Genomic DNA, 12,649 nt, shown 5'->3' with positions numbered 1-12,649 from the left:
CACAGGACCGATGGCCGAGACACGCTGGCTCGACGACGGCGAGCAGAACACGTGGCGTGCCTTCCTGATGGCCGTCAACCTGCTCGACGGCGCACTGGACCGCCAGCTCAGGCACGACGCCGGGCTGCCGCACGCGTACTACCAGATCCTGGCCATGCTGTCGGAGGCGCCGGGGCGTGAGCTGACGATGACGCGGCTGGCCCGCCTGCTGCGCTCGTCGCCGAGTCGGCTCTCGCACGCCGCCGCGCGGCTGGAGGGCGACGGGATGATCCACCGCCACAAGCGGCCGGAGGACCGGCGCACCGTGATCGTGGAGATCACGCCCGTCGGGATGAAGGCGCTGGAGGACGCGGCTCCGGGGCACGTGCACGAGGTGCGGCGGGTCCTGTTCGACACGCTCAGCCCCGAGCAGGTGGGGCAGCTGCGGGAGATCTCCGAGTCCATGCTGTCCGTGCTCGACCCCCAGGGCGAGGAGCCCCGGTACCCCGACCCTGACGGGATCGGCACCCGGGACTGAGTGGAGTTCTGTTCCCTGTCCTGACCTGGGTGGATGGTGGTTCCGTCGAACCCGTTTCCCGGGACGCTATGTGTTCGGCCGGATACGTACTACCATGCTGCTTCCCGGGAAAAGGTTGTGGCCTCAAGTGTTGCAGTCTGTGCAACGAGGTGGCCGCCCACTCCGGGATACCCGCTCACAGAACAGGAACACCATGAACGAATCGATCAGAAGCAGGGCCGGCGATCTCGTCGCCCTGCTCGCCAGGGCCGTGATCGGGGGGCTGTTCATCCTCCACGGGCTCCAGAAGGCCGTTGACCTGGGAGGCGCCACCCAGGGCTTCGCGGCCATGGGCGTGCCCTTCCCGACCCTGTCCGTCCTCGTCGCCGTGATCGTCGAGGTGGGTGCCGGTGTGGCGCTCGTCGTCGGCTTCGCGCTGCCGCTCGCGGGCCTGTCCCTCGCCCTCATGATGGTGGGCGCGTACGTCTTCGCCCACGTCGGTACTCCGCTGGTCGGCGGATACGAGCTGGTGCTCGTGCTCGGCGTCGCCGCCCTGGCTCTCGGGTTCTCGGGAGGTCGCCACGCGGTGGACCGACTCCTGCCCTGGGGCCGCGTCCGCCAGGCGCGCGGAACCGAGGAGTCCGTGTCGGCATGAAGCGCACGGACTGATTCGGCGTCCGTCCTGACCAGGGGCCCGTGATCTCACCCCCTGTCCGGACTCGCACCGCTGACGCGGCCGTCCACACCGGTGCTGGGCGGCCGTTCGTGCTGTCCGGGGTCCCCGCGCGGGAGACCCCCGACCCGGCACGTCAGTGGTAGGAGATCGACACCAGCCCCGCCGCCGCGAAGTTCCCCGCCGCGAGCTCGTCGCGCTGGATGATCCAGAACACGCACGCGGTGAAGCCCGGGTCGTCGGGCATGTCCAACTGGGCCTGGGCCAGCAGTACCCAGCCCCCCTTCTCGTCCTCGGGGGAGGAGCCCATGATGGGCGGGTCCTGCGGCGAGTAGGCGTATCCGCCCAGGTACAGGCTGACTTCCCATTGACGGGATCTCTGGTCGAGGTACTCCAGATCGTGCTCGAAGTAGAGGTCGCTGATCTCCGGGTGGAGAAGGACGGCGTCGTCGGCGCTCGACGGGAGGCTCGGGAAGGTCCGGGCGTAGAGGGGGTGCTGGTCGAGGGCGGGGAAGTACTCCTGGTCGTCGGGGACCGGCCGCTCGGTGGTGGGCGCACCCGCCGGAACGTGGATCACGGAGCGGGAGTTCTCCATCAGCGCTAACCCGTCGGGGTCGGTCCGGGCGGCGAAGAACAGCAGGTGGCCGTCGCGTGGCAGGGGGAGGTTGCAGGCGTCCGGGGGCAGGGCGGCGCAGTCGACGCTCGCGACGAAGTCCAGGCCGCTGTTCCACTCGACGCCCTCGGGGAGTGAGGGGAGGCCGCCGTACCGCCCGACCAGGATGCCGCCGTCCTCGTCCGTCCCGGTGAGCTCGGCCTGGGGGAGGGCGAGACTGAGGGCCAGTTCGATGGCGTGTTCGGGGACACCCTTGGCGCGGGCCGCTTCGCGGTAGGTCTGAGGGCTGTGCATACCGGACATGCTGCCGCAGCGGAGCGACAGTTTCGGAACCGCTGAGGAAAGCGCTGGTCCCGCCGGTCGCTGCCCGTGGAAGGCTGGGGAACCCCCGCTGCGGAGGCGCGTTCCGGTCGACCGCGACCGAACCGTTCCGCCGTCGAGTCTTTTCCACAGGCTGTGGAAACCCGATCCTTCGTGGGCCCGGCGCAGGTGATCCGGGAGGCCATCCCGCACGTCCCTCGGCGGGTGAACCTGCGGGGCTGAGCACGTGCCGGTGGGGCGGCTGCCGCCCGTCCCCGGAGGGCGGCCGAGCAGGGCTGGACGCGTGCCGGTGGGGCGAGTACCCCGGTCTCTGCCTACTATGGCTAGCCATGCGTATTCTCGTGGTCGAGGACGATGACCGGGTGGCGCGCGGGCTGGTCACCGCGCTCCGGGCAGCCTCCTTCGACGTACAGCGGGTGGCCACCGCCGAACGGGCCCTCTCGGCGCCCTCAGCGGACGTGGTCCTGCTCGACCTCGGCCTGCCCGACGCCGACGGGATCGACCTCCTGCGCAAGCTCCGCGAACGCCCGCAGACCGCGATCATCGCCGTCACGGCCCGGGGCGAGGAACGCGACCGGGTCCGGGGCCTGCGGGCGGGCGCCGACGACTACGTGGTCAAGCCCTTCGGCGTCGCCGAACTCCTGGCGCGCATCGACGCCGTGCTGCGCCGCACCCGGACGGCGCGGGCCGAACCCGAGCAGGCCGACCCCCCGCTGCGGGTCGGGAAGCTGACCCTGGACGTCCACTCCCGGGAGGCCCTCATGGGAGCCGAACCCCTGCCGCTGACCCGCAAGGAGTTCGACCTCCTGCGTCTGCTGGTGGAACGCTCCCCGCGCGTGGTCGCCCGGGACCAGATCCTCGACCAGGTCTGGGGCGCCGCCTGGGAGGCCTCCTCCCGCACCCTCGACACCCACATCGCGTCCCTGCGCGCCAAGATCGGCCCCACCCCGCGCATCCGCACGGTGCGCGGGGTCGGCTACCTGCTCGACGAGGTCTGACCGGTGCTCCGCCGTCTCCTGACCATCCTGCTCCCGGTCGCCTTCGTACTGGTCGGCGCGGTCCTGGTCCCCATAGCGACGGTCATCGCCCAACAGCAGACCCAGGCCGTGTACGTCGACCGCCTGGGCGACGCGGGCCGGTTCGCCTCGCTGGCGGGGACGGCCCTCCAGGCCGAGCGGAGCAACGCCCTCACCCAGGAGATGTCCCGGTACGAACAGCTCTACGGCATCCCCGTGGTGCTGGTCGCCCCGGACGGGGAGGTGATCGCGGGCTCAGGTGAGACCGACCGGATGCGCGCACTGGTCGCGGACGTGGGCATGGGTTCGGTGATCACGGTGGCACTGGCGGGCGAACGCCCCGAGCCCCCGACCACGGTGTGGCCCTGGCGGTCGGACCCCCTGGTCATCGCCGAACCCATCGGCCGTGACAGCGAGGTCGCCGGGGCGGTGGTGCTGGTCTCACCCACCGACGTGCTGGGCGCCGGGATCCTCACGACCTGGGGCTGGATGGTCCTGTTCAGCGTGGTGCCCCTCGGCCTGCTGGTGACGGCGTCGCTGCCGCTCTCGCGCTGGGTCCTCCAACCCATCCACCGCCTGGACGCCGCCACCACGGCGGTGACCTCGGGTGACCTCGACGTCCACGTGGACGCTGAGAGCGGCCCGCCGGAGCTGCGCCGCCTCACCGACTCCTTCAACACCATGGTGGGGGTGGTGCGCCGCGCCCTGGAACGCCAGCGCTCCTTCGTCTCCGAGGCCTCCCACCAGCTTCGCAATCCCCTGGCCAGCCTGCGGCTCTCGGTGGAGAACCTGGCGCCCTACCTGAGGGGGCCCGAGGCCCGCGAGGCGCACGAGATCGCCATCGACGAGGCCACCGCCATGAACCGCATGCTCAACTCGCTCCTGGCCGCGACCCGGCTGGAGAGCGTGACCGGTTCCGAGGTGGTGGAGGTCGCCGGACTCGTCGACACCCGGGTGCCGCGCTGGAACGCGCTCGGGGAGTCGCGCGGGATCGAGGTGACCACCGATCTGCCCGACCTCCTGTGGGCGCACGCCCCGGCGGGCGGCCTGGGCAGCATCCTGGACGAGTTGGTCAGCAACGCGCTGCGGCTCTCCGGCGGAACCCGGATCGAGGTGCGCGCCGAGGACGGTGAGCAGGTGCGGATCGGGGTGCTGGACAACGGTGTGGGCCTGCCGAAGGAGGAGCGCGAGGCCGCCCTGGACCGCTTCTGGCGCTCCCCGACCCAGCAGAACACCGAGGGCACCGGGCTGGGCCTGCCGATCGTCGCGGAGCTGGTCCGTGAGTCGGGAGGTCAGCTCAGGCTGGGCGACGGCCTCGCGGACGGGGGCCGACGCGGGTTCGGCGTGGTGATCACACTGCCCTCGGCCCCGCCCCCGTCGGTGGAGGACTGACCGGGCGGAGCGCCGCTTCGGACGCGGGTTTGTTGTGCCGGTACCACTGTTCGGCTCCGGAGTGCAGGGGCACGACCCCCGTGGAGATACCGGTCCGCACGTTGATTTGCGCGGCCTCGGGGCGCTGCTCGGCCAGCCGTGACGCCCCGGTGTAGACCGTGTCCGTCACCGTGTACACGAGCCGTTCGGGCAGGTCCTCCCGGCACAGGAGCAGGTTCGGGATGGACATGGTGGGACAGGCCGGGACCCCGGTGTAGGTGGTGGCGGGGATGGTCGCAGGGAAGTAGGACTCCGGGTACACGGTGACCATCTCGTTGGCGGGTCCGGTGAGGTCGATCAGGCGCAGCGGCATTTGGTCCGCCAGGTCCGCGATGGCCGGGGTGGGCAGTCCGGTCAGGGAGAACATGGCGTCGATCTCCCCGGCGGCGAGCGCCTCGGCGGAGCTGGCCTGGTTGATCCGGACCGCCTCGGGGCGTACGCCCGTGACCTCCGTGATCTGCCGTGCGGTGAACTCGGTGCCGGAGTTGACCGCGCCCACGGAGACCCGCAGGCCGTCGACGTCGGAGAGCGAGCGCACGGGGGAGTCGGCGGGCACGACCAGGTGCACGAAGCTGTCGTAGAGCCGCCCCACCGCCTGGATCGTGGAGCCCTCCGTGACGACGTCGGTCGCGAGGATCGAGTCCAGGTTGGCCAGACCCAGGTCGGCCTCGCCCGCGCCCAGCAGGGTGAGGTTGTCGTGGGAGGCTCCGGTCTCGACGGGTTCGACCTCCTGGTCGGGCAGCCGTTGGTCGAGGAGCCGTGCCAGGGCCCCTCCGATCTCCCGGTAGACGGCTCCGGGCGGGCCGGTGGCGACGACGATCCGGTCGATCCCCGGGGCGGGGTCGTTTGTGCAACCGCTCACGACCGTGGTGGTGAGCGCTCCGAGGCTCCCCAGGATCACTGCACGTCTGGTCGGTCCTGTCGATCGCATACCCGCAGCTTAGGCGGGGTCGAGTACGGCCAGGGAGGCCGCCGTCGCCTCACCGCGTGTTCCAGGGCACACACCCAACGTCGTCCTATGTCAGAGAAATCCCAAGAAATGGGGAGTTACTTTGCACACATGCCGGTGTGAGCTCACCATCTGGGGAGTTGAGAGGTAACTCGGAGGTCATCCTGCGGCAATCCGCAGATCACACCTCCGAATACGGGCACTCCGCAGCGTCGGGGCCCAATGGAGGAGGTACCCATGACTGTCCAGAAGGACGTCGAGGCCCCCGACGGTTCGTCCGTCCAGAGCGAGGAGGACTCCTCGTCGGGCATGACCCGCGGTCGTCTGATCGGACTCATCGTCGGTCCGCTGGTCGGTTTGGCGATCTTCCTCGCCATGCCGGAGATGCCGCTGCCGCTGGGTGACGGTGAGACCGAGGCGGTCCTGTCCGTCAACGGTGCCGTCGTCGCCGCGATCACCGCGTGGATCGCGATCTGGTGGGCCACCGAGGCCCTGCCGATCCCGGTGACCTCGCTGCTGCCGCTGGTGCTCTTCCCGCTGATGGTCGAGGGCGCCGCGATCGGTGACGTCGCCTCCTCCTACGGTTCCGACACGATCTTCCTGTTCATGGGCGGCTTCATGCTGGCCCTGGCCATGCAGAAGTGGAACCTCCACAAGCGCATCGCGCTGACGATCGTCTCGAAGGTCGGCTCCAACACGGTCGGTCTCATCGCGGGCTTCATGATCGCGACCGGGTTCATCACCATGTGGGTGTCGAACACCGCCACCGCCGTGATGATGCTGCCGGTCGGCCTCTCCGTGATCGCGCTGATCACCCAGTTCCGTGGCGGCCGCACGGACGCGAACTTCGCCACCGCGCTGATGCTGGGCATCGCCTACTCGTCGTCGATCGGTTCGGTCGCGACCCTCATCGGTACTCCGCCCAACGTCCTGATGGTCGGTTACCTCAAGGACAACCACGACATCAACATCGGCTTCGGCCAGTGGATGATGGCCGGTGTGCCGCTGGCCGCCGTGTTCATGCTGATCGCCTGGTTCGTGCTGACCCGTCTCTTCAAGCCCGCCGTCAGGAAGGTCGAGGGCGCGCAGGAGCTCATCGGTGAAGAGCTGGCCAAGATGGGCGCCATGTCCAAGGGCGAGAAGCTGGTCCTGGGTGTCTTCGCCTTCGCCGCGCTCTCCTGGATCTTCATCCCGATGATCGCGGACCTGGGCCCCGTCGCCTCCGTCGCCCCGTGGCTCGGCAGCGTCACCGACGCCGGTATCGCGATGACCGTCGCGGTCCTGCTCTTCCTGATCCCCGTGGACCGCAAGACGCAGCTGATGGACTGGGAGACCGCGGTCAAGCTGCCCTGGGGCATCCTGCTGCTGTTCGGTGGCGGTCTGGCCATCTCCGCGCAGTTCACCGCGACCGGCCTGAGCGCCTGGGTCGGCAGCCAGGTGTCCTTCCTGTCGGGTGTGCCGGTCTGGGTGCTGATCCTGGCCGTCACGGCTCTGGTCCTCTTCCTCACCGAGCTCACCAGCAACACGGCCACCGCGGCCACCTTCCTGCCGATCATGGGCGGTGTCGCGATGGGCATGGACATGGACGTCCTCGCCCTCGTGGTCCCGGTCGCGCTCGCCGCCACCATGGCGTTCATGCTGCCGGTCGCCACCCCGCCCAACGCGATCGCGTTCGGCTCGGGCTACGTCAAGATCGGCGAGATGATCAAGGGCGGCCTCTGGCTCAACCTGGTGGCCCTGTTCCTGGTCCTGGGCACCATGTACGGCCTGATGACCTGGGCTCTGGGGATCTCCCTGTAGCCGTCGAGGCCACGGGCCGCCCGAAGCAGAGAGCGGGCGGCCCCTTCCCCGGGACGGTGCCTCCGCCTCTTCCGGAGCCGTCCCGGAACACCCGGGAGCGCCCCTTCCGACCCCGTCACCGTTCACCGGGGTCCGGGAGGGGCGCTCCTCTTCGTCGGTCAGATCCCCCGGTCCCTGCCCGCCCCGAGCGCGACCCCCGTCTGCACCAGTGCCAGGCCGCCCACCAGGACCAGGACCAGGTCCGTGGCGCCGGTGAGCTGGATGAGGACACCCGCCGCGATCGGTCCGCAGGCGGCGAGCAGGTAGCCCATGGACTGCGCCATGCCGGACAGCCGGGTGGTCTCCGCCTGGGTGCGGCCGCGCAGGGCGATCAGGGACAGCGCCACCACGATGGAGCTCCCCGTCCCCGCGCCCGCCAGCATGATCCACAGCGGCCCCCAGGCCGGGACCCACAGCAGACCGGCCATGGCCACCACGATGAGCAGGCTCACCGCCAGGCAGGCGGGACGCTGCTCCGCGCGCCGGCCCATCAGGGCGGTGATCGCCAGACCGGCCACCACACCGGTGATCTGGAACGCGAACAGGTGCCATCCCGCGGTCTGCGCGCTCACCCCGCGCGCGGCCTCCACGCTCGGCAGCCAGTTGATCAGGGTGAAGTAGGACGTGGACTGGAGCCCCATGAACGCGGTGACCAGCCACGCGGTGGACGAACGCCAGACCGAGCCGACGGGCTCGTCGGCTCCGGCCGAGGCCGCGACGGGCGCGGGTGAGGGGACCCAGCGGACCCGTGCCGCCCACACCAGCAGGGCGAGCACCACCGGGACCGCCCACAGGGCCAGCGAGGCCCGCCACCCGCCCGCGAGCGCCGCGAGGGGCACGGACAGCCCGGCGCCCAGGGCGGCGAACCCGGTCATCACCGAGGAGGACACCCCGGTGAACAGGGCGATCCGCCTCGGGTGGTCGCGCCGCAGGATCACCGGGACGAGCACGTTCCCGAACGCCACGGCGGCACCGATCATCGCCGTGCCCAGCCACAGGGTGGCCGGGGCCGGGAGCGAGCGGACCACGATCCCGGCGGCCAGGAGGGCCAGCGCGGCCAGGACGACGCGGTCCACGCCCCACCGGGCCGTGGGGCCGTGGACGATCGAGGAGAAGAGGGCGAAGCCGAGCAGGGGAAGCGCGGTGAGCATCCCCAGGGCGCCGTCGGAGAGCCCGGTGGTGGTGCCGACGGCCGCCAGGACCGGACCGACCGAGGTCAGGGCCGGGCGCAGGCACGAGGCGATCACCAGGACCGAGCCCATGGCCAGGGCGGCGCGCGCCCAGGAGCGGGTGCGGGCCCGGGTGGCGGGGGCGGTCACGAGGCCCCGCCCGGCCGGGTCTCGTTTTCCACGACGGCGCTGATGAACCCCAGTTCGTCCGCGAGCTCCGTGGCGATGGCGCGGGCGTGCTCGGGGGAGCCGTCCTCGACCGCCGCGAGCAGGCCCTCGTGCAGGTCGTTGAGGCCCTGCACCTCGGGCAGGGAGGTGGTGCGCCGGATGGACTCCACCACGTTCTCCCGGAGCGCGTCGTAGAGCCGGGTGAGGAGCGGGTTGTCGGCGGCCTCCACGACGGCCCGGTGGAAGCGCGAGTCAGCGGCCACGTAGGCGTCGACGTCGTCGGCGCGCTCAGCCTCGGCACGGGCGGCGACCGCCTCGCGCATGGCGTCCAGGTGGGCGTCGGTGCGGTTGCGGGCGGCGCGTTCGGCGGCGGCGATCTCCAGTACGGCGCGGACGTCCAGGACGTGTTCGAGGTCGGTGCCGCCGCCCTGGGCGAGCAGGCCGGTGAGCTCGTCGCTGGCCCGGACGTAGGTGCCATCGCCCACGCGGGGCTCCAGCAGACCGGCGGCGGTGAGGGCGCGCAGGGCCTCGCGGACGGTGCCCCGGCTGACCCCGAGCTCCTCAGCGAGGTGCTTCTCGCCGGGGATACGGCTGTGGACGGCCCACTCCCCGGCCGCGATACGTTCCCTGAACTGCCTGCTGACCTGCACGACCAGGGGTTCGGCCCGGGTGGGCTGGGTCATGGGCGTCACGGCGGCCTCCTGGTTGTCCGACATTTGCACGGGGAGTCTAGGGACCCGGGGTCCGCGCCCACAAGGGCGCCCCGGGGCCTTCGCCCGGGATCAGGGGTGTGCGACAATCGCCCCGGCCGCACACCACTCTCCACCTTGGAGGTCTGTGTGCTGCCCGCACTCGGAACCGACGGCACGACGCCCGCCCGCAGGGCCCCGACCGAGTGCCCGGACCGCCCGCCGCACCGAGGGCTCTGACCCCGGCCCGGCCCGTCCGTCCCCCTCGCCGCTCGACGGCCCCCTCCGCACCCGAGCCCTCCGGGGCGGTCGCGGTCGCGCCCGGCGCCGTGTTCGTCCGATGATCCGAAGGAGTGTCCACCACCGTGACCAGTACCGAGCCCGAGGACCGGACCGACCCCCGCTGGGGCGTGTGGTGGGGTCCGCTCCTGGCCGCCGCCGCCACCCTCATCTGGTCCGGGAACTTCGTCATCGCCCGGGCCGTCTCCGGGGAGATACCGCCCGTCCAGACCGCCTTCTGGAGGTGGGCGATCGCCCTGGTCGTCCTCCTGCCGTTCGCGGCCAGGGGGCTGTGGGAGCACCGGCGGACCATCCGGGAGCGCGCTCCCTACATCGCGCTGGTCAGCCTGCTCGGCGTCACGCTCTTCAACACCCTGATCTACGTCGCGGGCCACACCACGTCGGCCACCAACCTCGCGCTCATCGCGGCGGCCTCCCCGGTGGCGATCGCGGTCTTCGCGGCGCTCGGCGGGGAACGCCCGTCCCCGCTGCGGATCACCGGCATGGCCGTCGCCCTGGCGGCCGTGGTCGGCCTGATCACCAAGGGCGACGTCGGGGTGCTCCTCACCCTGGACCTCGCCACCGGCGATCTCTGGATGCTCGCGGCCATGTTCACCTTCGCCGGGTACTCCGCGCTGCTCAGACGCAAACCCCAGGGGCTGCCCGCCGTGGTCTTCCTCGCCGCCACGGTCCTCTTCGGCCTGGTCATGCTGCTCCCCGCGCAGATCGTCTCCGTGACGACGCAGGGCGGGTTCACCCCCGCACCGGGGAACCTCGCGGCCCTGCTCTACATCGGGGCCGCCTCCTCCGCGCTGGCGTTCTTCCTCTGGAACAGGTCCGTGGAGATGATCGGCGCCACCCGCGCCGGGGTCCTCTACTACCTCCAGCCGGTCTGCGTGGCGGCCCTGGCCTACCTGACCATCGGGGAGCCCGTCACGGGAGCCCAGGCGGTCTGCGCGGTGCTCATCGTGGCCGGGGTGGCGCTGTCGTCCGCGCGCAGGTGACACGACGAAGCCCCGCCACGGACGTGACGGGGCTTCGTGAGGTCGGAACCTAGTCCTGCGGGGCGCGACGCGGACGGCGCGGGCGGGAGGACCCACCCGAGCGCGGACCACCGTAGCCGCCGCCACCGCGGGGGCCGCCCTGGCCGCCGCGCGGACCGCGCTGACGGTTCTCCCGACGCGGCTCGGCGGGCAGGCTCACGGGGACGCCGGACGGGGTGCGGGCGCCGGTCACGCGGGCCAGCTCCGGGTCCTCGGCGTGCACCTGGGCGATCTGCGGCTCGATCCGCGCGCGGTACATCAGGCGGCTCATGTCGCGGCGCTGGTTGGGCGTCACGAGCGTGACCACGTTGCCGGACTCGCCCGCGCGGGCGGTACGGCCGCCACGGTGCAGGTAGTCCTTGTGGTCGGTGGGCGGGTCGATGTTCACGACCAGGTCCAGGCCGTCCACGTGGATGCCGCGCGCGGCGACGTTCGTGGCGATCAGCGCGGTGACCGTGCCCTCCTTGAACTGCTTGAGGGTGCGGGTGCGCTGCGGCTGCGAACGGCCGCCGTGCAGCGGTGCCGCCCGGACGCCGCTGGCCAGCAGGTGCTGCGCCATCCGGTCCACGGCGTGCTTGGTGTCCAGGAACATGATGACCTGGCCCTCGCGAGCCGCGATGTGCGTGGCGGTGGCCTGCTTGTCCGCGTGGGACACGTGCAGGACGTGGTGCTCCATGGTCGAGACCGCGCCCTCGGACGGGTCGACCGAGTGCACCACCGGGTCGTTGAGGAAGCGGCGGACCAGCTGGTCCACGTTCCGGTCCAGGGTGGCCGAGAACAGCATGCGCTGGCCGTCGGCCGGGACCTGCTCCAGGATCGCGGTGACCTGCGGCATGAAGCCCATGTCGGTCATCTGGTCGGCCTCGTCGAGCACCACGGCCTCGACCTGGTCCAGGACGCAGTCGCCGCGCTCCATGAGGTCGCGCAGACGGCCGGGGGTGGCCACGACCAGCTCGACACCCTGGCGCAGGGAGCGGGCCTGGCGGTGGATGGGCATGCCGCCCACCACGGTCGCCATGCGCACCCGCACCGAACGGGCGTAGGGCGTGAGGGAGTCGGTGACCTGCTGGGCGAGCTCGCGGGTCGGCGCCAGCACCACGGCGAGCGGGTGCCGCTCCTCGGCCTTGCGGCCGTCCAGCCGGGCCAGCAGCGCCAGACCGAAGGCGAGGGTCTTGCCCGAGCCGGTCTGGCTGCGGCCCAGGACGTCCCGACGGGCCAGCGAGTTCGGCAGCGTGGCCGCCTGGATCGTGGAGGGCGTGGTCAGCCCCTGGCGGGCCAGCGTCTCCTTGAGCGGAGCGGGCATGTCCAGGGCCTGGAAGTCGTCCACCGGGTCGAGCCCGGGGTTGACGGTGGTCGGCAGCGCGAACTCGCCGCCGGAGAAGCGGGAGCCGCCGCCGGAGCGGCCGCCCTGGCCGCCGCCGCCACGACGCGGACCGTCGAAGGAACGGCGGGGGCGGGGGCGGCCGTAGGAGCCGGAGCCGCCACGGGAGCCGTTGGAGGTGCGGTCGCGACGTGCGTTGGTACGGGGATGGTTCACAGATGACCTTTCGCCGACGACAGAGGCCGGGTCGGAAGTCCACAGCACTGCTTCGGTGAGTGACACCGAAGATGCGTGGGGGAAAATACTTCGATATCCACGGCCGCCCACACGTAGCGCTGGGGGTCGTGGCGGACGAACCGGTGCCTGTCGGAGAACGACTGCCAGATGACCGGCTCTGGGAAATCAGGAGAAACGACGGGGACGCGCTCCCGTGGGGGCGGACCGCCTCCGTTCTCCCGTCACTGTGGTGATCACCCGAGAACACGGGCACCACGATTGCAACCTCACGAACCTAGCACACGGCCCCCGAGCTCACGGGTACCGCGTCCTGTGGCACTGCGCACCCGTACGAAGGAGGGCCCCGGGGGGGGGGGGGGGGGGGGGGGGGGGGGGGGGGGGGGGGGGGGGGGGGGGGGGGGGGGG

The 12,649-nt window shown here is 71.6% G+C and carries 11 protein-coding genes; 6 read left to right on the top strand and 5 right to left on the bottom strand.

Annotated features, from left to right (window positions below; genetic code table 11):
* The first annotated feature begins 10 nt into the window (after positions 1 to 10).
* Together ACRWK8_RS18430 and ACRWK8_RS18425 are read left to right on the top strand one after the other, a co-directional pair.
* Positions 11 to 517 carry a MarR family winged helix-turn-helix transcriptional regulator gene (locus ACRWK8_RS18430; RefSeq protein WP_378735963.1) on the top strand — a complete coding sequence of 169 codons (507 nt, stop codon included), beginning with the start codon at positions 11 to 13 and terminating at the stop codon, positions 515 to 517.
* A gap of 193 nt (positions 518 to 710) precedes the next feature.
* Positions 711 to 1,151: a DoxX family protein gene (locus ACRWK8_RS18425; protein WP_378735965.1), complete on the top strand. Its 441-nt coding sequence runs from the start codon at positions 711 to 713 to the stop codon at positions 1,149 to 1,151.
* A 154-nt stretch (positions 1,152 to 1,305) separates the two neighbouring features.
* On the opposite strand, the gene ACRWK8_RS18420 is transcribed toward ACRWK8_RS18425, so the two are convergent.
* Positions 1,306 to 2,076, bottom strand: a complete 771-nt coding sequence (locus ACRWK8_RS18420; protein ID WP_431871792.1) for a YwqG family protein — start codon at positions 2,074 to 2,076, stop codon at positions 1,306 to 1,308.
* Between the two features lie 356 nt (positions 2,077 to 2,432).
* Between ACRWK8_RS18420 and ACRWK8_RS18415 the strand changes: the two genes are divergently transcribed.
* Positions 2,433 to 3,101 (top strand): response regulator transcription factor, encoded by a 669-nt coding sequence (locus ACRWK8_RS18415; RefSeq protein WP_378735969.1) that lies wholly within the window; start codon positions 2,433 to 2,435, stop codon positions 3,099 to 3,101.
* Positions 3,102 to 3,104: 3 nt separating this feature from the next.
* Positions 3,105 to 4,511: a sensor histidine kinase gene (locus tag ACRWK8_RS18410; protein WP_431871790.1), complete on the top strand. Its 1,407-nt coding sequence runs from the start codon at positions 3,105 to 3,107 to the stop codon at positions 4,509 to 4,511.
* Here the strand turns inward: ACRWK8_RS18410 and ACRWK8_RS18405 are convergent.
* Positions 4,471 to 5,481, bottom strand: coding sequence for a TAXI family TRAP transporter solute-binding subunit (locus ACRWK8_RS18405; protein ID WP_431871789.1), 1,011 nt, complete (start codon positions 5,479 to 5,481; stop codon positions 4,471 to 4,473). The genes ACRWK8_RS18410 and ACRWK8_RS18405 overlap by 41 nt on opposite strands.
* Before the next feature lie 255 nt (positions 5,482 to 5,736).
* Here ACRWK8_RS18405 and ACRWK8_RS18400 point away from each other — a divergent pair, with 255 nt between their 5' ends.
* The gene (locus ACRWK8_RS18400; RefSeq protein ID WP_431871787.1) at positions 5,737 to 7,299 is read left to right on the top strand and encodes an SLC13 family permease; all 1,563 of its coding nucleotides are present in this window, start codon (positions 5,737 to 5,739) and stop codon (positions 7,297 to 7,299) included.
* 158 nt (positions 7,300 to 7,457) lie between these two features.
* On the opposite strand, the gene ACRWK8_RS18395 is transcribed toward ACRWK8_RS18400, so the two are convergent.
* Together ACRWK8_RS18395 and ACRWK8_RS18390 are read right to left on the bottom strand one after the other, a co-directional pair.
* The gene (locus ACRWK8_RS18395) at positions 7,458 to 8,657 is read right to left on the bottom strand and encodes an MFS transporter (RefSeq protein ID WP_378735979.1); all 1,200 of its coding nucleotides are present in this window, start codon (positions 8,655 to 8,657) and stop codon (positions 7,458 to 7,460) included.
* Positions 8,654 to 9,391, bottom strand: coding sequence for a FadR/GntR family transcriptional regulator (locus ACRWK8_RS18390; RefSeq protein WP_431871784.1), 738 nt, complete (start codon positions 9,389 to 9,391; stop codon positions 8,654 to 8,656). Before ACRWK8_RS18390 ends, ACRWK8_RS18395 begins: the two co-directional genes overlap by 4 nt.
* 338 nt (positions 9,392 to 9,729) lie before the next feature.
* Here ACRWK8_RS18390 and ACRWK8_RS18385 point away from each other — a divergent pair, with 338 nt between their 5' ends.
* Entirely contained in the window at positions 9,730 to 10,647 is a 918-nt protein-coding gene (locus tag ACRWK8_RS18385) for a DMT family transporter (RefSeq protein ID WP_378735983.1), read from the top strand.
* Between the two features lie 49 nt (positions 10,648 to 10,696).
* Here ACRWK8_RS18385 and ACRWK8_RS18380 read toward each other — a convergent pair whose 3' ends face one another.
* A complete protein-coding gene (locus ACRWK8_RS18380) occupies positions 10,697 to 12,223 on the bottom strand; it encodes a DEAD/DEAH box helicase (RefSeq protein WP_378735985.1) in 1,527 nt (508 codons plus the stop codon).
* Between the last annotated feature and the right edge of the window lie 426 nt (positions 12,224 to 12,649).

Source organism: Nocardiopsis eucommiae (assembly GCF_965344335.1).
In the GTDB taxonomy this organism is placed as follows: Bacteria; Actinomycetota; Actinomycetes; order Streptosporangiales; family Streptosporangiaceae; genus Nocardiopsis; species Nocardiopsis eucommiae.
The sequence above is the reverse complement of the archived record's forward strand: the minus strand, read 5'-3'. Positions and strand labels throughout refer to the sequence as shown.